Here is a 25,085-nt window from a genome sequence, read left to right on the forward strand (position 1 = left end):
ACCTCTCCCGCAAGCGGGAGAGGTGAAGAGGCACCTACCGCTTGTTCTTGATCGGAACGTTCATGTCCTCGATCTTCAGCTCGCGCACCGGCTCGAGCACGGCCCAGGCGACGTTCGGATCGACCTTGACCTTGAAGTGATACATGCTCTGCAGCGCCTGATGGTCCTCTTTCCGGAACACCATCTTGCCCTTGGGCGTGTCGAACTCGAGGCCCTCCATCGCGCTGATCAGCTTCTCGGTGTCGGTCGACTTCGCCTTGGTGACGGCGGCGACGACGGACATCGCGGCCGCAAAGCCGCCCGCGGTGAAGAAGTCCGGCGGCGCGTTGAAGCGCTTCTGGTGCTCGGCGACCAGCCAGTCGTTCACCGGGTTTTTCGGGATCTCGTAGAAATAATAGGTCGCGCCCTCCATGCCGGGCAGACCCTTATAGGCGGCGAGCGCCGGCAGGATGTTGCCGCCGGTGGAGAGCTCGATGCCGTAGCGCTTCGGGTCCATGTCCTGAAGCTTGGCCAGCGGATTGCCGGCGCCGGCCCAGATCACCCAGATCACCTTGCGGCCGGGCTTGTCCTTCAGCGCGTCGAACAGGCGCTGGCCGACCGCGGTGAAGTCGGTCGTCGAGGTCGGGGCGTATTCTTCGGCGGCGAGCGTCGCGCCGGTCTTGGCGAGCGCCTCCTTGAACGCGGCGACGCCGTCGCGGCCGAAGGCGTAGTCCTGCGCCAGCGTCGCCACGGTGACGCCCTGCTTGCCGATCGCGACTGCGTTGGAGATCGCATCCTGCGAGGAGTTGCGCGCCGTGCGGAAGATGTAGCGATTCCACTTCTCGCCGGTAATCTGGTCCGCGACCGCCGGCTCGACGATCAGGATCTTCTTGTTCTCCTCGGCCACGGGAAGAATGGCGAGCGCCGCGGCCGACGACGTTGTGCCGATCGCGATGTCGGCCTTGTCGTCCTGATAGGCTTCAGCGAGCGCGGCCTTGGCCAGGTCGGGCTTGCCCTGGTCGTCCTTGGTGATGATGACGATCTTGCGGCCGTCGAGCGTCATGCTGCCCTTGGTGGCGTACTCGAGACCCATCTTCAGGCCGGTCTCGGTCTGCTTGGCGTAGGCTTCGAGCGGACCGGTCTTGCCGTAGATCAGCGCGATCTTGAGATCGTCGGCGAGCGCGGAGGTGCCCGCGCCGAGCGCGAGGATGGTTGTTGTTATGATGAGTGATCGACGCACGATGGTCCCTCCTGATTTAAAAGTTTCTACCAACAGCGATTTGCACAACGTTACGAACATTGCAATTGAACCTTCCGACCGAGCGCGCTTGCGCGTGAACATGCATCATTTTTAGGCCTGGCTCTCTTTGCGCGCCGCGCCGGCCTCGATCTGGCGCCAGTCCGACTGCGCTTCCTCCGCGCTTTCAAAGATGTGCGGCGCGACGCCGCGTTTCTCCAAGGCTTCGCCGAGCTTGATGCGCAGGAAACCCGACGTCGTGTAGCGCGACACGCCGGAATAGAAGCGATCGACGAGGCTGCGCACCATGGCCGAATAATCGTCCATCAGTTCCGGCAGGATGGAAAAATTGTCATAATTGACGATGGCGTAGACGCGGCGTCCGAGCGGCGCCAGGCGGCCCTCGACGATGGCGGCGATGGTGTCGATCTCCGCCTTGCTGCGCAGCGGGTAGCGCTCGAGATTGACGAAGAACAGGTTCTGCTGCTCGTCCAGTGTGAAGCGCTGGTCGAGCGGGATGGTGAGCAGGCGCTCGCGCAAATCCATCAGCCCGTCCCCGAAGATGCGCGCGTCCATCAGTGCGGGGTCGCGCGGGATCAGCGGCTTGAAATCCATCAGGCGCAGGATGTCGCGCTCGATGTCGATGCCGGGCGCGACCTCGACGAGCTCGAGCCCGTCTTCCCGGAGCTCGAATACGCAGCGCTCGGTGACGTAAAGGGTGCGTTGCTTGCGCGCGGCGGCAAACGGGCCGCTGAAGGTGACGTGCTCGACGGTCTCGACGAACTTGCGCGACGTGGCCTCGTCCAGGATGACGAGCTTGCCGTCCCTCACCACGATGCGCTGCTTGCCGGCGCCGAATGTGCCCACGAAGATCACTTCCTTGGCGTTCTGGCTGATGTTGATGAAGCCGCCGGCCCCGGCGAGCTTCGGTCCGAACTTGCTGACATTGAGGTTGCCGGCGCGGTCGACCTGGGCAAGGCCGAGGAATGCGGCATCGAGGCCGCCGCCGTCGTAGAAGTCGAACTGGTACGGCTGGTCGATCACCGCCTGCGTGTTGATCGCCGCGCCGAAATCGATGCCGCTCGCCGGGATGCCGCCGATCACGCCCGGCTCCGCCGTCAGCGTGATGAGGTCGATGATGCGCTCTTCATTGGCGACCGAGGCGATCCCCTCGGGCATGCCGATGCCGAGATTGACAACGCTGTTGGCCTTCAGCTCCAGCGCCGCGCGCCGGGCGATGATCTTGCGCTCGCTGATCGGCATCACCGGTAGCGAGGCGGCGCGGACCCGGATCTCGCTCGAGAAAGCCGGATTGTATTGCGTGCCGAAAGTCTGCCAGTGGTTCTCGGGCCTCGACACCACCACGCAGTCGACGAGGATGCCGGGAATCTTGACTTGACGCGGATTGAGGCTGCCGGCCTCGGCGACACGCTCGACCTGGGCGATGACGATGCCGCCGGAATTATGCGCCGCCATGGCGATGGCGAGCGCCTCCAGTGTCAGGGCCTCCTTCTCCATGGTGAGATTGCCGTCGGGATCGCCGGTGGTGGCGCGGATGATCCCGACATCGATCGGGAACGTCTTGTAGAGCAGGCATTCCTCGCCGCGCAGCGTGATCAGCTCCACCAGGTCCTCGGTGGTGCGTGCGTTCAGCTTGCCGCCGCCGTGCCGGGGATCGACGAAGGTACCCATGCCGACGCGGGTGATGTGGCCAGGCCGGTGCGCGGCGATGTCGCGGAACAGATGGGTGATGACGCCCTGCGGCAGGTTGTAGGCCTCGATCTGATTCGCAATCGCGAGCTGCTGCAGTTTCGGCGCAAGGCCCCAATGCCCGCCGATCACGCGCCGCACCAGGCCTTCATGTCCGAAATGATTGAGGCCGCGCTGCTTGCCGTCGCCCTGTCCAGCCGCATAGACCAGCGTCAGATTGCGCGGCTTGCCTTGCGTATAGGGCGCATCGCCCTCGTGGGACAGATAGAGCTCCTCCAGTGCGACGGCGATCTCCTCGGCAAAGCCGATGCCGACGAAGCCGCCAGTTGCCACCGTGTCGCCGTCGCGGATCAGCATGACGGCTTCATTCGCCGAGACGACCTTGCCCTTCTCGGAATTGCGCAAGTAAGGCAGAGCTGGATGATGGCTCACGGCGTTCCTCCTGCTCCCTGGACCGTAGGCCTTGTTGTGCTTGATCTTATCGCGAAGCGCTGCCCCGGAACAGGTTGCTCCTCGCGAAGGAAAGACGGCAAAGCGGAGAGCAAGGTCCGCGCCAGATCCCGCAACGTCGCGCAAAACCGCTGAAATCTGCGGCAATTGCCTGCGATCTGTCCCGGAAGAGCAGCCGGGTGCGGTGTCCGGAATCCGAGACTCCGGACAGTCCGGTGTCTCGAAACTCAGACGGGCGCCGATCCCGCGGCGAGGCCGAACTTGGCGAGCTTCTTGTAAAAGGTCGCGCGCGAGATCCGCAGCATCCGGGCGGCCTCGGCGATCTGGCCGTTGCTGGCGGCGAGCGCCTGCTCGAGCGTGTGCTTCTCGAACTCGGCCTCGGCCTCGGCATAGGGCACCACCAATCCGGCCGGGCGCTCGGCCGGTGCGAGCCTGACCTCGCTGCCGATGGGAAGAATGCGGGCGACATCCTCGCCGGTGAGCCGCCCGGAATCGCTGAGGATCAGCGCGCGCTCGAGGATGTTGCGGAGCTCGCGGACATTGCCCGGCCAATCGTAGCGGGCGAGCGCGGCGAGCGCGCTCGGCGTGATCTTCGCCTTGACGTAATCGCCCGACGCGCTGATGTCGTCGAGCAGCCGGGCGCAAATGTCGGGGAGATCGTCGAGGCACTGACGCAGCGGCGGCAGGTCGACCGAAAGCACGTTGAGGCGGTAGTAGAGATCGGCGCGAAATGCGCCGTCGCTGACACGCTTGCGCAGGTCCACATTGGTCGCGGCGATGACGCGGACGTCGACCCTAGTGATCTTGTCCGAGCCGAGCGGCTCGATCTCGCGCTCCTGCAGCACCCGCAGCAGCTTGGCCTGCAATTGCAGCGGCATCTCGCCGATCTCGTCGAGGAACAGCGTGCCGCCGTCGGCGATGCGGAACTTGCCCTCGCGTCCCCGTCGGTCGGCGCCGGTATAGGCGCCCGGCGCAGTGCCGAAGAACTCCGACTCGATCAGCGTCTCGGGGATCGCGGCGACGTTGACGCTGACGAACGGCTTGTCGGCGCGCGAGGAGGCGTTGTGGATCGCCTGTGCCAGCATCTCCTTGCCCGTCCCGGTTTCGCCGGTGAGCAGGACGGTGACGCTCTGCCGCGCGGCGCGGCTGGCGATCTCCTTGGCCCGCGCGATCGCCGGCGTCGTGCCGACGAAATCGGCGAAGGTGAAGCGCGCCGCGCGGGCGTTGGACAATTGCCGCCGCGCCAGCCGCAGATCGCTCTCGAGCTGGGCGACGCGGGCGAGCAGGGGCTTCAGGCTTTCGAGATGATCATAGAGTACGAAGCCGATCGCGCCGATCACCGTCCCGTTCTCGTCCTCGATCGGCATGCGAGTGACGACGAGCTGCTCGCCGCCGAGCTCCATAATGTCGAGCAGGATCGGCTCGCCGGTCTCGGCCACCTTCCGCATCAGGCTGTTCGGGATGACCTCCTCGATCGACCGGCCGATCGCCTCGCTGGCATGGTCGAGACCGAGCGCGGCAAGATATTTCTCGTTGACGTAGACGACGCGCCCGCCGCGATCGATCGCAATCGCGCCCTCGCAGAGCTTCTCCAGCCGCTCGAACAGCGTCTCCATCGCGCGCGCACGGAGATAGGCGGAATCGCTGATCGAGGAGGTGGCGGCAGGCATGAGATACCTCGGGGAGGTCCGCCCGTGTATTAGCAAAAGTGCAGCGATTTCAAAGGGGGAATTCGGCATCGGGGTGCGCCCCATACTCAGCCGTCGTCCCGGACAAGCGAAGCGCAGATCCGGGACCCATACCCCCAGGGAGATGTGACTACGGGGACTCGGAGTGACGTCTTGGCGCCAAACCACGTCTTGTGGTTATGGGTCCCGGGCTCGCGCTTTGCGCGCCCCGGGACGACAGCGGTATGTGTTGCGCCGGCGCCGCCCCTACCGCCGGTACCCGCTCGCCCGCGAATAGCCCTGGCGGTTCTGTTGCGCCGGGCGGCTTGCCATGCTGACCCGCGCTTCGCTCGAGGAGGGCGTTGCGAGCTTCAGCTCCTCCAGGAAGATCGGCCGGGAGAAATAATAGCCCTGTGCGTAGCGGATCTTGGTCGCCGCCTGCAGATAGGCCAGCTCCTCGTAGGTTTCGAGGCCTTCGGCGATCACCGTCATGCCGAGCGCCTCGCTCAAGGATTCGATCGCGCGCAGGATGCCCTGGCTGCGCGGGCGCTTATGAATGTCGGTGATGAAGGAGCGGTCGATCTTGATCTCGTCGGCGGTGATGTCGGCCAGCGCCGAGAGCGAGGAATAGCCGGTGCCGAAATCGTCGATGGAGACGCCGACGCCGAGCTTGCGGAACATCGGCAGAATCTCGTCCTGAAAATGATTCTTGGCGACGAAAGCATCTTCCGTCACCTCGATCATGAACCGCTGGGGAAAGCCGGTCTCTTCCAGCGCCTGCGCAAAGCTGCGCATGAACTCGGGATTTCCGGCCTGCTTGGCGGCGACGTTGATGCTGATGGTCGCTTCCGGGCCGAACGTGTCGTTGATCAGGTCGATCGACTTGACGATCTCGGCGAGCACGAGATGGGTCAGCTCGTCGATCAGGCCGAGCTCACCGGCAAGATCGATGAACGAGCCGGGCGCCTGGATCACGCCTTCGTCGTCGCGCAGGCGGACCAAAGCCTCGATGCCCTTCACCGCTTGCGTTCGGATATCGACCTTGGACTGGAAGGCGCAGCAGAAGCGCTTTTCCAGGATGGCGAGCCGCAGCGACTGCTCGACCTTCATCCGCGCCTGCGCCTCTCGCTCCATGCTGGCATCGAAGAAGGCGGCCAGTCCCTTGCCGTTGTTCTTGATGCGGTACATCGCGATGTCCGCGTTCTGCCGCAGCGTCTCGAAGCTGCGTCCATGGTCGGGATAGAGGCTGATGCCGACTGAGGTCGAGGCGAATACTTCCGAATGGTCGATGAAGAACGGCGCGGTCAGCCGCTCCAGCGTCGATTGCATGAATTCGGCGACTTCCTCCTGGCTCTGGATCGGTGACAGCAGCAGCAGGAATTCGTCCCCCGAGATGCGCGAGAGCATGTCGGAATCGCGCAAGTCCCGTCCGAGCCGCTTCGACAGCTCGACCAGCAGCGCGTCGCCCACGGCGTGGCCGTAATAATCGTTGATGTGCTTGAAATTGTCGACGTCGAGGAAGGCCAACGCAAAGCCTCCGCCGCCGTCGTCGCGCGCGAGCAGGGCGTTGGCGCGGTGCTCGATCACGCGGCGCGAGGGCAGCCCGGTCAGCTCGTCGAAATAGGCCGAGCGGAACAGCTGGTCCTCGAAATTCTTCTGCTCGGTGATGTCGGAGGACGCCGAGATCAGCAGCTCGCGTCCGTCGAGACGAACGGGGCGATGGGTCGTGAGCAGCACCTTTCGCGCAGCGCCGACGTGAAGCGCTTCCTCGGTCACGACCGGCTGCCCGTCGCTCAGGGCCTGGCGGCAGGCTTCGCGCCGCGGCGTCAGATCGGGTGAAGGACGGCTGCCATCCAGGCCGAGCTGCGCGGCGGCGGCATCGTTGACCAGCAACAGCTCGCCATGCGCGTCCTGCACGGTGAGGCCGGCCGGCAGCATTCTAACGATTTCCTTGAGAAAACCGAGCTCCGCTTCAGTCGCGCCGGAATATTGGTTGTCGTTCATAGAAGTCATGAATCTTGTTGTTTCAGCGCGCCTTTGCAATGGGCGCGATCTTCCGCGGTTCCCTCTTAAGTTTGGTTAAGGGGTCAGGAGAAATACGGGGGTGTTTTGGAGAAAACTTGCGACGATCCGACGCGCGCTGGCGATCGTCATTAACGGAGCGTCAACGCCGCATGAAAAACTGCGATCGGAGTGCTTTCGAGTCTGACGCAGGATCAGGTGTGGCTATGGGCACCGACTGGCTCCACAGCGTCATGGCCGGGCTTGTCCCGGCCATCCACGCCGTTCACGCGGCACAAAGAACGTGGATGCCCGGGCCAAGCCCGGGCATGACGACCTCTGCAAAATCCAAATGCGATTGCCCTGCGCAAGCGGGGGAGGGAGCGCACCTCCCACGTTGCGACACTTGAGCCTTACCGCTCGTCGCTTCGTGGAATTCGACACTGCATGATGCAATGCAGCCCGGTTTTCAGATACGAGATCTCGGTTTTGCCGTCGAAAGCCGACAGTGCCGACTTCAAGAGCTTGGTGCCGAAGCCGGGCTCCGACACCTTGTCCACGCTCGGTCCTTCGGTTTCGTCCCAGGTGATCGTCAGGCGGTCGTCGGTGATGGTCCATGACACCTGCAACAGACCGCGCGGTGAGGAGAATGCGCCGTACTTGCCTGCATTGGTGGCAAGCTCGTGAAACATCAATGACAGCGTGACCGCGAGCTTGGGCGGCAGGAACAGCCGCTCGCCGTTGAGCGTGAAACGGACATGGCCGTAAGGCCCGAGCTCGGAGATCAGGAGGTCGCGGATGTCGCAGCCGGCCTTGTCGATCCGCGAAATCAGATCATCGGTTGCGGCCAGCGAGCGCAGCCGCGGATCGACCCGAGCCCAGACCTGCGGCTGGTCGTGCAACACCTGGTGCACCACGGCATGCACCGTCGACAGCTTGTTCTTCAGCCGATGCTGGAGCTCCTCGACCAGCAGCTTGCGATAATCTTCTTCCTCGATCAGGCGTCTGGAAATTCGGCGCTGCTCGGCCAGCATGGTGCGATAGTGCTCGACACCCCAGATGGTGATCGCGCACACGGCCCAGTAAAGCGCCAGCAGGACAAACCGCGCGCGATCGGCAAACGCATCGCCGAAATTCAGCGCGACGCCGAGCACGCCGCCGACGAGCGCCGTCACGATGCCGATCCGGAATCCGCCCAGGGCCGCAGCAAAGAAGACGGCCGGGAAGTACGGCGTGAAATAGATGTCGGGACGAACCTGAGCGAGGCCCCAGCGGACCAGGGTTGCAGCCGACAGGCAGACCACCGCAAAGCCGATGCTCAGAGCGAGCGAGGGCGGCGCCGCACCCTGCCAGCCCTTGCGGAACTCCTCGATCAGCTTCCTCATGCCCTGCCTGGTTGCGATAGGCGTTCGACGATCGAGCGGCCCGTGAGGATGTTACGCATGCCGCCCATACAAGCATAGCTTGCCTTGTCGGAAGCGGGCAGGAATAGTGACCGCTGCGGCGACGGCGGCGGCCGGCATTCGCCATTTGGCATCAAATCACTCGAAAACAGGAAAATTCCATGGGCAGGCTGGACGGCAAGGTTGCGGTGATCACGGGGGCGACGAGCGGCATCGGATTGCGCACTGCGGAAGTCTTCGTTGCCGAAGGTGCCAAAATTGTGATCGCAGGCCGGCGCGTACCGGAAGGCGAGGCGCTGGCGAAGCAGCTCGGGGAAAGCTGCATCTTCCGTCAGACCGACGTCACCGTCGAAGCGCAGATGCAGGCGCTGATCGCGCTCGCGGCCGACAAGTTCGGCAGGATCGATTGCCTGTTCAATAATGCCGGCGGGCCGGCGCAGACCGGCGGCATCGAAGGGCTCGAGGTCGAGCGGTTCGATGCGGCCATGGCGACGCTGGTGCGCAGTGTCATGCTCGGCATGAAGCACGCCGCGCCCTACATGAAGAAGCAGGGCGGAGGCAGCATCATCAACAATGGCAGCATTGCCGGCCGCCTCGCCGGCTTCTCGTCGTCGATGGTCTATGGCGCGGCCAAGGCGGCGGTGATCCATCTCACCAAATGCGTGGCGATGGAGCTCGGCGAATCCAATGTTCGCGTCAATTCGATCTCGCCCGGCGCGATCGCGACCGGCATCTTCGGCAAGGCGCTGGGGCTCTCGACCGATGCCGCCGAGAAGACGCCGGCGGTGATGCGCGAGGTCTACAAGACCGCGCAGCCGATCCCCCGCGCGGGTCTTCCTGAAGATATCGCCCAGGCCGCAGTGTTCCTGGCCAGCGACGAATCCAGCTTCATCAACGGCCACGACCTCGTCGTCGACGGCGCCATGACCGGCGGCCGCAACTGGAGTCAACAGCAGCAGGGCTATGTGGCCTTGCGCAAGGCGTTCGATCAAGGGGCGTAGGCGGCGGCAGATGACGGTGCAGTAGGGTGGGCAAAGCGAAGCGTGCCCACCATTCTTTCCGTCGCGGCAAATCGTGGGCACGGCGCTCCGCGCCTTTGCCCACCCTACGAGTTCTACTGCGCAAGGCGTTCGACAAGGGGGTGTAGCGGATAGTCTCGTGCCCCGGACGTGGTGCGGCGCGAAGCGCCGCTCCGCAGAGCCGGGGGCCCATCCATCCGCAGCTTGCCTGTGGCAATCTGGGTCCCGGCTCGCGCTTCGCGCGTCCTGGACACGAAAAGCTACACCGCCTTCACCTTCACCCGCAGCCCGTCCCGCGGCTTCGGGATCGGCCACATCTGCCAGTCCGGCTTGTAGCCTGGCGCGAGCGACACCTCGATATTCTCCAGGAAATGCCGCGCGAAACATTTCGCCTGCATGTAGGCGAAGTGCAGGCCGAGGCACATATGCGCGCCGCCGCCAAACGGCACGAAGGCGAAACGGTGACGGCCACGCTGTGCGTCCTCGGTGAAGCGCAGGGGATCGAAGCGGTCCGGCTCCGGCCAGATCTCCTTCATGTGGTGGGTATAGAGCGGGTTGATGCCGATCGCCGTGCCGGCGGGGATCGCAAAACCCTTGAAGCTGAAATCGCGCATCGCGCGGCGCGGCATCGACGGCACCGGCGGCTTGAGCCGCAGCGCTTCCTTGAACGCCATCTCGGTCAGCGGCATCTTCTCGAGATCGTCGAAGCTGGTCGGCGCGCCGGAGGCGAGGCCGAGCGCGAGCACCTCCGCGCGCAGCCGGTCCTGCCAGTCCGGATTGGCGGCGAGCTCGCCGATGAAGGAGGTCAGCGACGAGGTCAGCGTGTCGTGCGCGGCCATCATCAGGAAGCTCATATGGTCGATGATGTCCTGGTCCGACAGCAGCGCGCCGTTCTCATGGGTGGCGCGGCAGAGCTGCGAGAACAGATCGTCGCCGCCGTGATTGCCGCGCCGCAGCGGAATCTGCTCGCGGAAATAGGCGATGATGCGCTTGCGTCCCTTCACCCCCCGCGCCATCTGGGTGCCGGGCAGGGGGCGGCGGATCGGGGTGACGGCGGCGGCCACCATGTCGACGAAGGCGCGGTTGATCTCGTCGACCTCGGGCCCGATATCGGCGCCGAGGAACGAGGCCGCGGCGAGATCGAGCGTGAGCTGCTTCATCGCCGGATAAAGCTGCATCTCGCCGGGCTTTGCCTTCCACTGCGCGACGCGCGCGGAGATGCCGCGGTCGAGGTCGCCGAGATAGGACTTCATCGGCCCGGACTTGAACGCGACCGAGAGCGCCTTGCGATGCAGGCGATGCTCCTCGAAATCCAGCAGCATCAATCCGCGCGGAAACAACAGCCCCAGCACCTTGTCCCAGCCATGGGTCGAGGAGAACAGCTTCTGCTGGTCGAACAGCACGAGCTCGTTGGCCTCGGGCCCCAGCAGCACGACATTGGTCTCGCCGAAAAAGTGCGTGCGGTAGACCAGGCCGTACTTGGCGCCGTTCGCCTCGATATGGCCCTTGGGATCGGCGAGCACCTGAAAGGTCTTGCCGATGATCGGCCAGCCTTCGTCGCCGGGAATGTGGGTCAGCTCGTTGCGCCTGGGCGGAGTGAACGGAAGCGCAGGGGCGGCCACATTCTGCATCGACATGACGATTGCTCCGATTGCCTAGCCCAGCAAACATAGCACGATCCGGGCGCGATGAGCTGCGGTCGTCTTGCGCACAAAATCGTCACTCCCACCGCCGTCGTCCCCGCGGAGGCGGGGACCCATAACCACAGGGAGGAGTTTTGGTGCGAGGCTGGTAGCTCCGAGTCTTCGTAAATCCGCATCCTGTGGTTATGGGTCCCGGGCTCGCGCTGCGCGCGCCCCGGGACGACGAGTGGAGTGCCTAACGCTTCGCCGCTTCCTTCTGCAGATCCGGCGCGTTGACGGCGGGAATGGCGACACGGCCGGGGCCGGTCACCTTCAGCGCCTCGGCGGCCTTCTCGTTCTCCATGATCTTGGCCATCACAGCCTGGCCGGCACGCTCGAAGATCGCGCGGTTCTCGATCACGAATTTCTGCGACTTGCGAAGACCGTCGATATAGCCGTTGATCTCCGGCACAACGTAGCGCGCCACCATGTCCCAGCTCCGGCGGGTGTTTTCCGGATTGGCCCAGTCGTGCACGAAGCCGATGATGGCGCCGACGCCGCCGGAGACCTGCATCACGTTCTTGATGGTCTTGACGAGATCGTCGGGCGTGCCGATCGTGGACGCCGCGCCCTCGACGAAGGCGGTCTTGTCGACGGCCTCGTCGGGCGAGGAGAACGCGGTGAGGCCCGGCCGCTGCAGCGTGCCGACATTATATTCGTTGTGCCAGCGCATCAGGCCGGCGCCGGCCTCGCGGCGGGCTTGTTCACGTGTCTCGGCGATGTGCCAGGTCAGGAGCACGCGCCAGTCGGCGCGACGCACCGTGGTTCCGTGCTTCTTGGCGGCATCCTCGGCGAACTGCCATTGCTGCTGCAGCGACATCAGGCCCTGCGTCGTCATCGAGCCCAGCGAGATGATGCCGATGCCGTATTTGCCGGCCAGCGTCATGCCGGAGGGCGAGATCTGCGAGGCCACCACGAACGGCATCTCCTCCTGCAAAGGCAGGATCTGCAGCGCGGCGTCGTTCATCGTGAACCAGTCGCTCCTGGCGGTGACGCGCTCGCCGTTGAAAAGGCGGCGGATGATGCCGATCGCCTCGTCCTGACGGTCGCGCTGCGTCATCGGATCGATGCCGAGCGTGTGCGCATCGGAGGCGAGCGCGCCCGGTCCGGAGCCGAAAATGGCGCGGCCGCCGGTCATGTGGTCGAGCTGCACCATGCGCTGGGCGACGTTGAAGGGATGGTGATAGGGCAGCGACACCACGCCGGTGCCGAGCTTGATCCGCTTGGTGCGCTCGCCGGCGGCGGCCAGGAACATCTCGGGCGAGGCGATCATCTCCCAGCCCGAGGAATGATGCTCGCCGCACCAAAACTCGTCGTAGCCGAGCGCGTCCAGCTGCTCGACCAGATCGAGATCGCGCCGGAACTGGAGCATCGGATGCTCCCCGATCGGGTGATGCGGGGCAAGAAAGGCTCCGAACTTCAGGCGCGCCATGGCGGTCTCTCCGGCTGAATTTTCTGTTTGTTGGTCGTGTCAGGCTACGTGCCTGACGGCACGAACGCAATCACGCGATGTCCCGCGCGGTGGAATGCAGGCATGCGCGGCGGCAAGCGAGACGTTGCGTAGTCCTCGCCCGCTTCGCGCTTCATCACGATTACGACACGCAGCGCCATTGGGCGGGTCCCTTCATTCGCGTTCGACACCTCCACGTCGAAGCCTCACAATCAGCGCGCGCAGAATTCCTCGCCTCGCTCGTGTCATTTGTGACATTCGTCATGATCGGCGCCCCATTTCCCGCGCGGATGCGCCGCGCACCGGCACGAGATTGCGACGTTGCGGTTAATGCGTGCGGATTCTTGCGGATTCTCAGCCAATTTCCCGAGATTGACAGCGCACGGTCTTTTTATTTTGCGCCGCAGCAACTATCTGGTTGGGCTGGACGTTGAACGTCGCCCACCAGGAACTTGCCGTGTCGTTAGCCAGAAACATCGACCTCTTGAGACGTCTGCCCCGGCTGGACGGACTGCGCTTCGCCGAGCCCGGCCGCGGTGCAGATGGATCTAGCCCGCTGCAGGAGGTCACCGGCTTCGGCGACAATCCCGGCGCCTTGCGCATGTTCGCGTTCGTGCCGGCGCAATTGCAGCGGCCGCGCGCGCTCGTCGTCGTGCTGCATGGCTGCGGGCAAACGGCGGCCGCTTACGATCTCGGCGCGGGCTGGTCGACGCTCGCGCAACATTACGGCTTTGCGCTATTGATGCCCGAGCAGCAGCGCATCAACAATGCCAACACCTGCTTCAACTGGTTCAATCCGGAGGACACCGCGCGGGACAGCGGCGAGCCGCGTTCGATCCGCGCGATGATCGCGCACATGGTGAAGACGCATCGCATCGATCCCAGGCGCGTCTTCATCACCGGCCTGTCGGCCGGCGGCGGCATGACCTCGGTGATGCTCGCGACCTATCCGGAAGTTTTCGCGGCCGGCGCGATCATTGCCGGGCTGCCTTACGGCATCGCCTCGAACTTGCGCGAGGCGCTCGACGGCATGTTTCATTCCCCGGCGCGCCCTTCGCGCGAGCTCGGCGATCTCGTGCGCAGCGCCTCCGACCATCGCGGCCCTTGGCCGAGGGTCTCGGTGTGGCACGGCAGCGCCGACCGCACCGTCAATCCCGGCAATGCCAACGAGATCGTCAAGCAATGGCTCGACCTGCACGGCCTGCCCGAACTGCCGATGGCGGAGACCAATGTCGACGGCTATCCGCGCCAGGCCTGGTGGGACGAGGACGGCGAGACGCTGGTCGAGTCCTATGCCATCACCGACATGGCGCACGGCACGCCGCTGGGGCTCGCCGACAACGATCAGCGCTACGGCATCGAAGGCGCCTTCCTGATCGAGGCCGGCATCTCCTCGTCCTACCACATCGCAAAGTTCTTCGGCCTCACCGGCTGGATTGCGGACGCCGCGACGACGAAGGCGGAAGCCAAATCCACGACGAAGTCCGCGACGAAGCCTGCCGCGAAGCCGGCGCTCTCGCCCGCGCCGCATCTCGCCCGCTCGATCCGCACCCTCGTCGCCGCGGAGCCGGCCGAGCCGCAGGGCGAGAAGGCGCGCGGCTTCGACCTCGGCCAGATCATCACGCGCGCGCTCACGGCCGCGGGGCTGATGAAGTAGCCCCGCTGTCGTCCCGGACAAGCGCGCCTGAAGCGCGCGCCGATCCGGGACCCATAGCCACAGGACAAAGTTGGGCACGAAGAGGTGACTCCGAGTCCCCGTAACCACATCTCCCCGTGGTTATGGATCCCGGATCTGCGCTTGCGCTTGTCCGGGATGACAGCGGAGTTTGTAGCGGCGGCTTCAATTCAGCTCCGCGAAAAGCTACCCCGTCTGATCGATCACCTCGACCGGCGTCACGCTGATTTCGCCGCCTGCGACTTTCCGCGTCATCTCCTGATAGTGCTTGAAGAAGTCGCGCGATTGCAGCGTTTTCTGCGCAGTATCGTCGGCGACGCTGGCGAAGTGGAGATAACTGCCGTCGTCGCGATGCTTCAGGCAACGATAGCCGATCCTTCCCTTCAGCTCCGCATCGGCGTCGATCGCCCTGATGAAGCGGCCGATCTCGCGGTGCCACTCCTCCGTCGTGCCGTTCTTGAACTCGTATCTGATCATGAAGTGCTTCATGTGACGCTCCCTGTTCGTCTTGTGCGTCATCATCTGCGCGCTCGATACGATCCCGCAAGTATGGACAAAATTGATAGTATGGACTTTTTTGCCGTTGCTCCTATCCTCGTCGCATAGCGTTTTCGAGCGAAGTGGTACCGGTTCGCGTAGAGAAAACGCGTCAAAACAAGAATCTTCCACATGGAGGAAACGACATGGCGAAGACGTCTCCCGCGCGCATCTGTCCGGTTGCGGCGTTTCAGAAGATGATCAGCGGCAAATACAAGCTGCGCATCGTCTGGGATCTCAAGGACGGCCCGCGCCGCTACGGCGAGATCAGAAGCGGCTTGCTGCGCGGCGCGTCAGGCAGCGCCGAGATCACCCCGCGCGTGCTCAGCCGCGAATTGAAGGCGTTGACGATGAGCGGCCTGATCGACCGCAAGGATTTCGGCGAGGTGCCGCCGAAGGTCGAGTACCGCCTGACGCGAAAAGGAAAGAGTTTTGTGCCCGTCGTCGCGGCGATCCGCGAATGGGGTGAACGAAACCTCGGCGAGCCCGTGCTCACCGAGGCTGCCGAATAGCGCATGATCCGGACCCGAAGGGCCGCGCTCGCGTAAAGAGTGAAGCGGTTTTCCGACTAGATCATGCGCGAGCAATAAGCCTACATCTCGCCGGTGATGAACGGATTGGTCATCCGCTCCTGGCCGATGCTCGAGCCGGCGCCGTGGCCGCAGATGAAGCCGACATCGTCGCCGAGCGGCAGCAATTTCGTCTTGATCGAACTGATCAGCGTGGCGTGACTGCCGCCGGGCAGGTCGGTGCGTCCGACCGAGCCGGCGAACAGGACGTCGCCGACATGGGCAAACCGCAGATCATTGTTGAAGAACACCACGCTGCCGGGTGAATGACCTGGACAATGCAGGATGTCGAACTGCAAGCCGCCGATCGACACGCTGTCGCCCTCGTCGAGCCAGCGGTCGGGCGTGAAATCGCGTCCTCCGGTCATGCCGAAGCGCGCGCCGCTCGCCACGACGTTGTCGAGCAGGAACTTGTCCGCGACATGCGGTCCCTCGATCGGCACCTTGAGCGCATCGCGCAGCTCGGCCGCGCCGCCGACGTGGTCGATATGACCATGGGTCAGCCAGATCTTCTCCACGGTGACGCCGGTCTGCTTGATCGCGTCCAGGATCTTCGGCACGTCGCCGCCGGGATCGATCACCACGGCCTTCTTGGAAGGCTCGTCCCAGATGATGGTGCAGTTCTGTTCGAACAGCGTCACGGGAACGATGATCGCGCCCGCCTTCGCTTGCCGGGATTCTTGAGTGTCGTTTTGCTCGGTCATGGCCTCACAATGCCGATTTTTGCCGAGCCGCCAAGCAAAAGATTCGTCCCCGCACCGGGGAACAACCGTCACACGGCCGTCCCAATTGGCCTGCCAATTTGAACCGGGGCGTTGCTGTCGCGTTCTCCCGCGCAAGGCGTCAGATTTGGGTGGTCTTCGGCATGGCTCACGACAACGAGAATTGGTGGCGCGACGGCATCTTCTATCAGATTTATCCGCGCTCGTTTCAGGACTCGGACGGAGACGGCGTCGGCGATCTCGCCGGCATCCTCAAGCGGCTGCCTTACGTCAAATCGCTCGGCGTCGATGCGATCTGGCTGTCGCCGATCTTTCCCTCGCCGATGGCCGATTTCGGCTACGACATCTCGGACTATGTCGGCATCGAGCCGCTGTTCGGCACGATGGCCGATTTCGACGCGTTGCTCGCGGCCGCCCACGACAATGGCCTGAAGCTGATCCTCGACCTCGTGCCGAACCACACCTCCGACCAGCACCCCTGGTTCATCGAGAGCCGGTCCTCGCGCGACAATCCCAAGCGCGACTGGTACATCTGGCGCGATCCGGCGCCAGGCGGGGGCGTGCCGAACAATTGGTTGTCCGAGTTCGGCGGCAGCGCGTGGGCTTTCGACGAGACCACGGGGCAATATTACTACCACGCCTTCCTCGCCCAGCAGCCGGACCTCAACTGGCGCAATCCGGACGTCCGCGCCGCGATCTACGACGTGATGCGGTTCTGGCTGGACAAGGGCGTCGACGGCTTTCGCGTCGACGTGATCTGGCACCTGATCAAGGACGCCGAATTCCGCGACAATCCGGCTAACCCGCACTACGTCGAGGGTCGTCCGCCGAACGAAAAAATCCTTACGCAATATTCCACCGACCAGCCGGAGGTGCATGACGTCATCGCCGAGATGCGGCGCGTCACCGATTCCTATGGCGCGCGCGTCCTGATCGGCGAGATCTATCTGCCGCTGCATCGCCTCATGGCCTATTACGGCAACGATCTCACCGGCGCGCAGATGCCGTTCAACTTCGCGCTGCTCTCGACCTTCTGGAGCGCCCGCTCGATCGAGAAGATCATCGAGGACTACGAAAAGGCGCTGCCGCGCGGTGCCTGGCCCAACTGGGTGCTCGGCAATCACGATCGCCCCCGCGTCGCGAGCCGCGTCGGGCCCGAGCAGGCCCGCGTCGCGGCCATGCTGCTGCTGACGCTGCGCGGCACGCCGACGCTGTACTACGGCGACGAGATCGGCATGCACCAGCTCGCGATCGCGCCGGAGGACGTGCGCGATCCCTTCGAGAAGAACGTGCCCGGCATCGGTGTCGGCCGCGACGGCTGCCGCACGCCGATGCAGTGGGATTCCTCGAACTTCGCCGGTTTTTCGCAAGCAAGGCCGTGGCTGCCGCTGCCGGAGGACCACATCCGCGAGAATGTCGCCAATCTCGAAGCCGATTCCCGCTCGATCCTCAGCCTCTACAAGCGCCTGATCGGCTTGCGGAAGAGCTGCCCTCCGCTGGTCACGGGCGATTATCATCCGATCGCCGCGCAAGGTGATCTCCTGATCTACCGCCGCGAGGCCGGCGGCAAGGCCGTGATCGTCGCGCTCAATCTCGGCCCCGATCCGGTCGCGGTGACCACCAGCGCGATCCGTTTCGGCAGCAGCATCTTGCTGTCGACGTTCCTGGATCGCGAAGGTGAGGAGATCGAAGGCGTGCTGGACCTGCGCGGCAACGAGGGCGTGGTGGTGGCGGCGCCGTAAACTGTCGTCCCGGGGCGCGCGTCGCTTCACAACCGCGGCCTGTGACTATGGATTCCGGGCTCGCGCCAGGTGGCGCGCCCCGGAATGACGGGTGGGGAGACGGTGTCCGCCCCTCATGGAATCGGCTATTCTCGCCGTATGGACAACACCGCCCGCATCACACTCGTGCCGCCGCCGGATCGTCGCCAGTCGGAGACGGCGCTGGCGATCGCGCGCGGCACCGCGCGTCTGTTGCGCTCGCTCGGCTTCTCCTGCATCAGCGAATTGCCGTTGCCGTCGGGCCGGCGTGCCGATCTCGTCGCGCTGAACGAGCGCGGCGAGATCTGGATCGTCGAGATCAAGTCGTCGGTCGAGGATTTGCGCGCCGATCAGAAATGGCACGAATACCGTGCCCATTGCGACCGGCTGTTCTTCGCCTTCACGCAGGATCTGCCCTGCGAGATCTTCCCCGGTGACACCGGCCTGATCGTCGCCGACGCCTACGGCGCGCACCTGCATTGCGAGGCGCCCGAGCACAAGCTCGCCGCCGCCACCCGCAAGCAGATGACGCTACGTTTCGCGATGGCGGCGGCCTTGCGGATCAACCGTCTGGTCGATCCGCAGGGCCACGCGGATTTTTGGGAATGAATGCGTAGGGTGGATTAGCGCAGCGTAATCCACCAATTGCCGCCGCACGCGGGAGAGGTGGATTACGCCTTCGGCTAATCCACACTACGAGACCTTTACCTCGGCGCGCGCTTGGCCAGGATCCGCTGCAGCGTACGCCGGTGCATGTTGAGCCGGCGCGCCGTTTCCGAGACGTTGCGGTTGCACATCTCGTAGATGCGCTGGATGTGCTCCCAGCGGACGCGGTCGGCCGACATCGGGTTGGCCGGCAGCTCGGATTTGTCCGTGTTGGTCGACAGCAGTGCGGCGACGACGTCGTCGGCATCCGCGGGCTTGGAGAGATAATCGATCGCGCCCATCTTCACCGCGGTTACCGCGGTGGCGATGTTGCCGTAGCCGGTCAGCACGATCGCGCGCGCATCCGGCCGCTTCTTCTTGAGCGCCGAGACCACGTCGAGGCCGTTGCCGTCGCCGAGCCGCAGATCCACCACCGCGAACGCCGGCGCCGATTTGCCGATCTGCGCAAGCCCGTCCGAGACCGTGTCGCATGATGTCACCGAAAAGCCGCGGCTCTCCATGGCTCGTGACAAACGCTCCAGAAACGGCTTGTCGTCTTCAACGATGAGCAGCGAGCGATCGGTCTGTTCGTTCAGTTCGGCAATGGCGTTCAAGGTTGTGTCCTCTCTCCAGCGCATTGACATATGGCGCCGCAACGGCGCGGTGCCAAGGCGCCAAATGGTCGATCCGCCCCGTTGTGCGACGCAAGGTCGCGGCTATCCTATTGTTTCTTCGAGCGTCTCGATAGCCTCAAAACGCTGTCGCGGCCATGTGATCTGAACCACCGCACCATGGTCCGGAAAGATCCGGTTGGTAAACGAGACCTTGGCGCCGGTGCGCTCCAGCAAGGTGCGCGCGATGAACACGCCGAGGCCGAGGCCACGCCGTTCGCCGCCGCCATCATCCTGGGGCCGTCGCCGCGACAGATAGGGCTCGCCGATCCGGTTGAGGATATCGGGTGGAATGCCCGGTCCGTCGTCGGAGATCACGAGCTCGATATGGTCCTGGTTCCACCAGGCGTTCACCTCGACGGTGCTGCGGGCGAAATCGACCGCGTTCTCGACGATGTTGCCGATGCCGTAGAGGATCGCGGGATTGCGTGAGCCGACGGGCTCGGTCGCCGCGGCCACGGCGATCCGCACCTTGATGTCGACGCCGAAATCGCGGTGCGGGGCCACCACCTCCTCCATCAGCTCCGACAGCTTCATGCGATCGAACGGGGCCCCGGTGGGGGAGAGCTGGGTGATCTTGCTGAGGATGTCGCGGCAGCGCTGGGTCTGCTCGCGCAAGGTCTTCAGGTCGGCGGCAATGGTTGGCTCCTTCACCGTCTTTTCCAGCTCGCGCGAGATCAGGAAGATCGTCGCGAGCGGCGTGCCGAGCTCGTGTGCGGCCGCGGCGGCAAGGCCATCGAGCTGGGTCAGGTGCTGCTCGCGCGTCAGCACCAGCTCGGTTGCGGCCAGCGCGTCCGCAAGCTTGCGCGCCTCCTCGGTCACCTGGAACGAGTAGAGGCTGGTGACGCCGATCGCGAGCGCAATCGAAAGCCAGACCCCGACGAGATAGACCGGCGGCAGCACCAGGGGATCCTCGGAATCCCACGGCAGCGGAAAATGGAAGAAGAACAGGACCGACGCGCAGGCCACCGCGAGCAGGCCGAGGCCGAAGGTGAAACGGGCCGGCAGCGCCGTGGCCGAAATCAGCACGGGCGCGAGGAACAGGAACGAGAACGGGTTCTGCAGTCCGCCGGTGAAGAACAACAGGCCGGCCAGCTCGACGATGTTCAGCGCAAGTAGGCCGGCCGCCTGCATCGGCTCCAGCCGCTGCATCGGATTGGCTGCGGTCTGGAGTGCGAGGTTGAGCGCCGCCGAGAGCGCGATGATGCTGACGCAGGGAATGATCTCGACGTTGAACTCCAGCCCCTGGGCCACGATGAAGATCGCGGCGAGCTGCCCCAGCACCGCCAGCCAGCGCAGCCGCAGGATCGTGTCCAGCCGGATATGCCGCTGCGCGTGATGGAAGTCGGAATCGGCAATTTTGGTCATATCGGCCAATGTGGCGGCGCTTTCCAAGGTCACGGACGCCAGGCTGAAGGAACCGCCCGGTGAGGAGCCCTTACATCGAGCCTTGCGCTCGCCGATGCAATAGCAGAAGAACGGCCAGCATGACCGAGAATGGCAAGGCTTCAAGTCGGCTGACTGTCGCGGATCAAGATTCGTCCGCGGCAATTGCGGTCGATCACCTCGTCAAGGTCTACAAGCAGACCCGCGCCGTCGACGACATCTCCTTTTCGCTGCCGCGCGGCAGCATCACCGGGCTGCTCGGCGGCAACGGCGCTGGCAAGACCACGACCATCGCGATGATCATGGGCTTGGTGCTGCCGACCTCCGGCCGCGTGCAGGTGCTCGGTCACGAGATGCCGGACGAGAGTGCGTCCGTGCTGGGGCGGATGAATTTCGAAAGCCCCTATGTGGACATGCCGATGCGGCTCACGGTGCGGCAGAACCTCACCGTGTTCGGCAAGCTCTATGCGGTGAAGAACCTCACTGAGCGCATTGCCAGGCTCGCCGCCGATCTCGACCTCGGCGATTTCATCGACCGCGCCAACGGCAAGCTCTCCGCCGGGCAGAAGACCCGCGTTGCGCTGGCGAAGGCGCTGATCAATCAGCCCGAGCTGCTGCTCCTGGACGAGCCGACCGCCTCGCTCGACCCAGATACCGCCGATTGGGTGCGGGCGCATCTGGAGCGGTATCGCCGGGACAACAACGCCACCATTCTCCTCGCCTCGCACAACATGCTCGAGGTCGAGCGGCTCTGCGACCGCGTCATCATCATGAAGCGCGGCCGCATCGAGGACGACGATACCCCCGAGGCGATCATGGCCCGCTACAACCGCACCACGCTGGAGGAGGTGTTTCTGGACGTCGCCCGCGGCCGGGCGAACGGGGCGAAGGAGGCGGTGCGGTGAGGGGGAGTTGTAGAGCCCTGGATAGGGTCCCGTCATTCCGGGGCGCGCGGAGCGCGAGCCCGGAATCCATAACCACAGGCGGCAGCTGCGAGGCGAGACTGGTAACTCCGAGTCTTCGCCAAATTCAATCCTGTGGTTATGAATCCTCAGATGCGCAATTGCGCATCATAGCCCGCGACTATGTCGCGTCCCGGGATGACACTTTCCATCCGAGCTATGGGCTGCCCCTATGACCGGCCTCTCCCTCCACCGCGGCATCTCGCTTCATCGCATCGGCGCGATGATCCTGCGCTATTGGTATCTGCTGCTGTCGTCCTGGCCGCGGCTGCTCGAGCTGCTCTATTGGCCGGCGCTGCAGGTCATCACCTGGGGCTTTCTCCAGTATTACATCGCCGAGAACGCCAATTTCTTCGCGCGCGCCGGCGGCACGCTGATCGGCGCCGTCATCCTCTGGGACATCCTGTTCCGCGGCCAGCTCGGCTTCTCGATCTCGTTCCTGGAGGAGATGTGGGCGCGCAACCTCGGCAATCTCATGATGAGCCCCTTGAGGCCGATCGAGTTTCTGCTGGCGCTGATGGTGATGAGCCTGATCCGGCTTGCGATCGGGATCATTCCGATGACCCTGCTCGCGCTGTTCCTGTTTCACTTCAACATCTATGCCCTCGGCCTGCCGCTGATCGCGTTCTTCTGCAATCTGATCTTCACGAGCTGGTCCGTCGGCATCTTCGTCTCCGGCCTCGTGGTGCGTAACGGCCTCGGCGCCGAGAGCATCGTCTGGACCTTGATGTTCGCAATCCTGCCGCTTGCCTGCGTCTACTATCCCGTCAGCGTGTTGCCGGTCTGGCTGCAATACGTCGCCTGGGCGTTGCCGCCCACCTATGCCTTCGAGGGAATGCGCGCGCTGCTGATCGAGCAGACGTTCAGGAGCGATCTGATGATGGAGGCGTTGCTCATCAACGCCGTCCTTTTGGTTGCATCTTTTGGGGCATTCCTTGCCCTTTTGCGCAGCGCAAAGCGGCACGGTTCGCTGCTGTCGGGCGGTGAATAAAGTCACTTTCCCGTGGATTCACGCTGATTTGGCGGTTTTCGGCACGTAGATGTACGGAACCATGCATTGACGCAATATTACGCATTCGGCAGTATGCTGCGATGCGAAGAGGAATATGACGATGCCTATTGGTGAGTTCGGCGGCGCACCGCCCCTGGCGGCAGAAGGCAGTCCGGTCCTGACGACGCCGATGTACTGGATGTACGAGATGGCGCACGCCTCTCTCAATCCGGCGCGTGCGGTCACCGACGCGACCAAGCTGCTGTTTCAGAATCCCCTCAATCCCTGGTCGCGCACCGAGGTCGGCAAGTCGGTCGCCGCGGCCTGCGAATTGTTCGAGCGCACCACGCGCCGCTACGGCAAGCCGGAATGGGGTCTCAACGACACCGAGGTCAACGGCATCCGCGTCCCCGTCGAGATCCGCTCGGTCTGGGAAAAGCCGTTCTGCAAGCTGCTCTACTTCGACCGCAAGTTCGCCCGTCCGCTGCGCAGCCCGCAGCCGCGCGTGCTGATCGTGGCGCCGATGTCCGGCCATTATGCCACGCTGCTGCGCGGCACCGTCGAAGCCTTCCTGCCGGCGCATGAGGTCTACATCACCGACTGGGCCGATGCCCGCATGGTGCCCTTGAGCGAAGGCCGCTTCGATCTTGATGATTACATCGACTATGTCATCGAGATGCTGCATGTGCTCGGCGGCAACACTCACGTGATGGCGGTGTGCCAGCCCTCCGTGCCCGTCGTCGCGGCGGTCTCGATCATGGAAGCGCGGCGCGATCCGTTCGTGCCGACCTCGATGACGCTGATGGGCGGCCCGATCGACACCCGTCGCAATCCGACCGCGGTGAACAACCTCGCCCAGGAACGCGGCATCGACTGGTTCCGCAACCACGTCATCACAAAGGTGCCGTTCCCGCATCCGGGCATGATGCGCGACGTCTATCCAGGATTCTTGCAGCTCAACGGCTTCATCAGCATGAATCTCGACCGGCACATGGATGCCCACAAGCAGCTGTTTGCCCATCTGGTGAAGGGCGACGGCGATCTCGCCGACAAGCATCGCGACTTCTACGACGAATATCTCGCGGTGATGGATCTGTCGGCCGAGTATTACCTGCAGACCGTCGACACCGTGTTCGTGAAGCACTCGTTGCCGAAGGGCGAGATGACCCATCGCGGAACCCGCGTCGATCCTTCCAAGGTCAAGCGCGTCGCGCTGATGACGGTCGAAGGCGAGAACGACGACATCTCCGGTCTCGGTCAGACCGAGGCGACGCACACATTGTGCAGCGCGATTCCCGATCATCGCCGCGTTCATTACGTCCAGAAGGGTGTCGGACATTACGGCGTGTTCAACGGATCGCGTTTCAAGTCGGAAATCGTGCCGCGGATTCACGACTTCATGGTTTCGGCTGCGAATCCTGCTTCGTTGCAGGCGCTTGCGGCTGAATAACCCTGAATTTCGGCTTTCCCGTCGAAATTTGAGCCTCTGCCAGGGGCTCCCGCGGGGGCAAGTTCCCGCCAGATTCGCGGTATTTAGGTAGCTTTATAGGAGTGAGTCTACCCTCACCTCTTGGGGGTGTCGCATGCGTGCAGCGGGGGCGAAAAAACCCGGTTCCAACCCCAGTCTATAGGGTCTCCCGGACGCCTGACCGCTGTATATTGGGCAAATGATTTGTTTTTGCGCCGAGCGCTTTCCCTGGCGGCGGTTATGGCAGAATCCGGGCGCTCTCCTGCCCCCCGGACTGACAGACATGGCCACCCGCGCACTCCTTTATCGTCGGCCCCACGAACCGAAGACCCTCGTCATCACCCACGGATCGCAATTTTTTGCGATTCGGCTGCGCCGGCACCGCCGCGCGCGCCGCTACACGCTCAGAATTCATCCGAGCGACCGCGAAGCCATCCTCACCATGCCGCCGCGCGGCACGCTCGCCGAAGCAAAGGACTTCGCACAGCGTCACGGTGCGTGGATTGCCGCGCGCCTCGGCCGCTTGCCGAAGGCCGCACCGTTCCAGCCGGGCACGGTGATACCGCTGCGCGGCACGCCGCATCGCATCGTTCATCGCGCCGGTACCCGCGGCACGGTGTGGACCGAGGTGCGCGACAGCGGTGAGCGCATTCTCTGCGTCGCCGGCGGCCTCGAGCATGTCGACCGCCGCGTCGGCGATTTCCTCAAGCGCGAGGCGCGCCGCGACCTGCAGCGCTCGGCGGAGGTCTACGCGGCCGAGCTCGGCGTCAGGGTCAAGCGCCTCTCGATCCGCGATCAGTCCAGCCGCTGGGGCTCCTGCACCTCGGCCGGCTCGCTGTCGTTCTCCTGGCGCCTGATCCTCGCCCCGCCCTTCGTGCTCGACTACCTCGCCGCGCACGAGGTCGCTCATCTCGTCGAGATGAACCACTCGCCGCGCTTCTGGCGCGTCTGCGGCAAGGTCTGCCCGTCGATGGAGCGCGCCAAGAAGTGGCTCGACACGTACGGGAATGATCTGCACCGGTACGGTGTGGAGGATTAGTTCCTCGCAGATCAGGCCGCGCTGCCAGCCCAGCAAACGCTGTCATCGCCCGCCTTGTGCGC

Annotated in this window: 21 protein-coding genes; 9 read left to right on the plus strand and 12 right to left on the minus strand. The window is 64.3% G+C overall.

Annotation, left to right across the window (positions count from 1 at the left end):
* Positions 1-34: 34 nt before the first annotated feature.
* The 5 genes from ACVWYQ_RS24420 to ACVWYQ_RS24440 all read right to left on the minus strand — a co-directional run bounded on the left by ACVWYQ_RS24420 (position 35) and on the right by ACVWYQ_RS24440 (position 8,429).
* The gene (locus ACVWYQ_RS24420) at positions 35-1,219 is read right to left on the minus strand and encodes a substrate-binding domain-containing protein (RefSeq protein ID WP_275501779.1); all 1,185 of its coding nucleotides are present in this window, start codon (positions 1,217-1,219) and stop codon (positions 35-37) included.
* A 111-nt stretch (positions 1,220-1,330) separates the two neighbouring features.
* Positions 1,331-3,358, minus strand: coding sequence for an acyl CoA:acetate/3-ketoacid CoA transferase (locus tag ACVWYQ_RS24425; RefSeq protein ID WP_456726458.1), 2,028 nt, complete (start codon positions 3,356-3,358; stop codon positions 1,331-1,333).
* A 245-nt stretch (positions 3,359-3,603) separates the two neighbouring features.
* Complete coding sequence (locus ACVWYQ_RS24430) at positions 3,604-5,046, minus strand: sigma-54 interaction domain-containing protein (protein ID WP_456726459.1); 1,443 nt, start codon at positions 5,044-5,046, stop codon at positions 3,604-3,606.
* Positions 5,047-5,310: 264 nt separating this feature from the next.
* Positions 5,311-7,047, minus strand: a complete 1,737-nt coding sequence (locus ACVWYQ_RS24435) for a putative bifunctional diguanylate cyclase/phosphodiesterase (protein ID WP_404654536.1) — start codon at positions 7,045-7,047, stop codon at positions 5,311-5,313.
* A gap of 410 nt (positions 7,048-7,457) precedes the next feature.
* A complete protein-coding gene (locus tag ACVWYQ_RS24440) occupies positions 7,458-8,429 on the minus strand; it encodes a sensor histidine kinase (RefSeq protein WP_456726460.1) in 972 nt (323 codons plus the stop codon).
* A 179-nt stretch (positions 8,430-8,608) separates the two neighbouring features.
* On the opposite strand from ACVWYQ_RS24440, the gene ACVWYQ_RS24445 reads away from it, so the two are divergent.
* The gene (locus ACVWYQ_RS24445; RefSeq protein ID WP_275501787.1) at positions 8,609-9,448 is read left to right on the plus strand and encodes an SDR family NAD(P)-dependent oxidoreductase; all 840 of its coding nucleotides are present in this window, start codon (positions 8,609-8,611) and stop codon (positions 9,446-9,448) included.
* A gap of 278 nt (positions 9,449-9,726) precedes the next feature.
* Here ACVWYQ_RS24445 and ACVWYQ_RS24450 read toward each other — a convergent pair whose 3' ends face one another.
* The 3 genes from ACVWYQ_RS24450 to ACVWYQ_RS24460 form a co-directional block, all read right to left on the minus strand.
* Positions 9,727-11,103 carry a cytochrome P450 gene (locus tag ACVWYQ_RS24450; protein ID WP_456726461.1) on the minus strand — a complete coding sequence of 459 codons (1,377 nt, stop codon included), beginning with the start codon at positions 11,101-11,103 and terminating at the stop codon, positions 9,727-9,729.
* 241 nt (positions 11,104-11,344) lie between these two features.
* Positions 11,345-12,580, minus strand: a complete 1,236-nt coding sequence (locus tag ACVWYQ_RS24455; RefSeq protein ID WP_157285327.1) for an LLM class flavin-dependent oxidoreductase — start codon at positions 12,578-12,580, stop codon at positions 11,345-11,347.
* Between the two features lie 44 nt (positions 12,581-12,624).
* Entirely contained in the window at positions 12,625-12,759 is a 135-nt protein-coding gene (locus ACVWYQ_RS24460; protein ID WP_456726462.1) for a hypothetical protein, read from the minus strand.
* A gap of 296 nt (positions 12,760-13,055) precedes the next feature.
* On the opposite strand from ACVWYQ_RS24460, the gene ACVWYQ_RS24465 reads away from it, so the two are divergent.
* Positions 13,056-14,255, plus strand: coding sequence for an extracellular catalytic domain type 1 short-chain-length polyhydroxyalkanoate depolymerase (locus tag ACVWYQ_RS24465; protein WP_404545193.1), 1,200 nt, complete (start codon positions 13,056-13,058; stop codon positions 14,253-14,255).
* 204 nt (positions 14,256-14,459) lie between these two features.
* Here the strand turns inward: ACVWYQ_RS24465 and ACVWYQ_RS24470 are convergent, their stop codons facing one another.
* Positions 14,460-14,762: a hypothetical protein gene (locus tag ACVWYQ_RS24470; RefSeq protein ID WP_456726463.1), complete on the minus strand. Its 303-nt coding sequence runs from the start codon at positions 14,760-14,762 to the stop codon at positions 14,460-14,462.
* Positions 14,763-14,956: 194 nt separating this feature from the next.
* On the opposite strand from ACVWYQ_RS24470, the gene ACVWYQ_RS24475 reads away from it, so the two are divergent.
* A complete protein-coding gene (locus tag ACVWYQ_RS24475; protein ID WP_271541672.1) occupies positions 14,957-15,322 on the plus strand; it encodes a winged helix-turn-helix transcriptional regulator in 366 nt (121 codons plus the stop codon).
* An 80-nt stretch (positions 15,323-15,402) separates the two neighbouring features.
* Here the strand turns inward: ACVWYQ_RS24475 and ACVWYQ_RS24480 are convergent, their stop codons facing one another.
* Positions 15,403-16,083: an MBL fold metallo-hydrolase gene (locus ACVWYQ_RS24480; RefSeq protein ID WP_271541674.1), complete on the minus strand. Its 681-nt coding sequence runs from the start codon at positions 16,081-16,083 to the stop codon at positions 15,403-15,405.
* Positions 16,084-16,244: 161 nt separating this feature from the next.
* Here ACVWYQ_RS24480 and ACVWYQ_RS24485 point away from each other — a divergent pair, with 161 nt between their 5' ends.
* Together ACVWYQ_RS24485 and ACVWYQ_RS24490 are read left to right on the plus strand one after the other, a co-directional pair.
* Complete coding sequence (locus ACVWYQ_RS24485) at positions 16,245-17,843, plus strand: alpha-amylase family glycosyl hydrolase (RefSeq protein ID WP_271541676.1); 1,599 nt, start codon at positions 16,245-16,247, stop codon at positions 17,841-17,843.
* A 138-nt stretch (positions 17,844-17,981) separates the two neighbouring features.
* On the plus strand, positions 17,982-18,470 hold the full coding sequence (locus ACVWYQ_RS24490) for an MmcB family DNA repair protein (RefSeq protein WP_271541678.1): 489 nt from the start codon (positions 17,982-17,984) through the stop codon (positions 18,468-18,470).
* Between the two features lie 95 nt (positions 18,471-18,565).
* Here ACVWYQ_RS24490 and ACVWYQ_RS24495 read toward each other — a convergent pair whose 3' ends face one another.
* Together ACVWYQ_RS24495 and ACVWYQ_RS24500 are read right to left on the minus strand one after the other, a co-directional pair.
* Complete coding sequence (locus ACVWYQ_RS24495) at positions 18,566-19,120, minus strand: ActR/PrrA/RegA family redox response regulator transcription factor (protein WP_271541680.1); 555 nt, start codon at positions 19,118-19,120, stop codon at positions 18,566-18,568.
* Positions 19,121-19,222: 102 nt separating this feature from the next.
* A complete protein-coding gene (locus ACVWYQ_RS24500; RefSeq protein WP_271541842.1) occupies positions 19,223-20,545 on the minus strand; it encodes an ActS/PrrB/RegB family redox-sensitive histidine kinase in 1,323 nt (440 codons plus the stop codon).
* Positions 20,546-20,664: 119 nt separating this feature from the next.
* On the opposite strand from ACVWYQ_RS24500, the gene ACVWYQ_RS24505 reads away from it, so the two are divergent.
* The 4 genes from ACVWYQ_RS24505 (at position 20,665) to ACVWYQ_RS24520 (ending at position 25,023) form a co-directional block, all read left to right on the plus strand.
* Complete coding sequence (locus ACVWYQ_RS24505) at positions 20,665-21,468, plus strand: ABC transporter ATP-binding protein (RefSeq protein ID WP_271541682.1); 804 nt, start codon at positions 20,665-20,667, stop codon at positions 21,466-21,468.
* A 229-nt stretch (positions 21,469-21,697) separates the two neighbouring features.
* The gene (locus ACVWYQ_RS24510) at positions 21,698-22,516 is read left to right on the plus strand and encodes an ABC transporter permease (RefSeq protein ID WP_271541684.1); all 819 of its coding nucleotides are present in this window, start codon (positions 21,698-21,700) and stop codon (positions 22,514-22,516) included.
* A 121-nt stretch (positions 22,517-22,637) separates the two neighbouring features.
* Positions 22,638-23,966 (plus strand): polyhydroxyalkanoate depolymerase, encoded by a 1,329-nt coding sequence (locus ACVWYQ_RS24515; protein WP_025033269.1) that lies wholly within the window; start codon positions 22,638-22,640, stop codon positions 23,964-23,966.
* A 217-nt stretch (positions 23,967-24,183) separates the two neighbouring features.
* Positions 24,184-25,023 carry a M48 family metallopeptidase gene (locus ACVWYQ_RS24520; RefSeq protein ID WP_271541686.1) on the plus strand — a complete coding sequence of 280 codons (840 nt, stop codon included), beginning with the start codon at positions 24,184-24,186 and terminating at the stop codon, positions 25,021-25,023.
* Positions 25,024-25,085 lie beyond the last annotated feature (62 nt).

The sequence above is a fragment of the Bradyrhizobium sp. USDA 3397 genome (assembly GCF_054060965.1).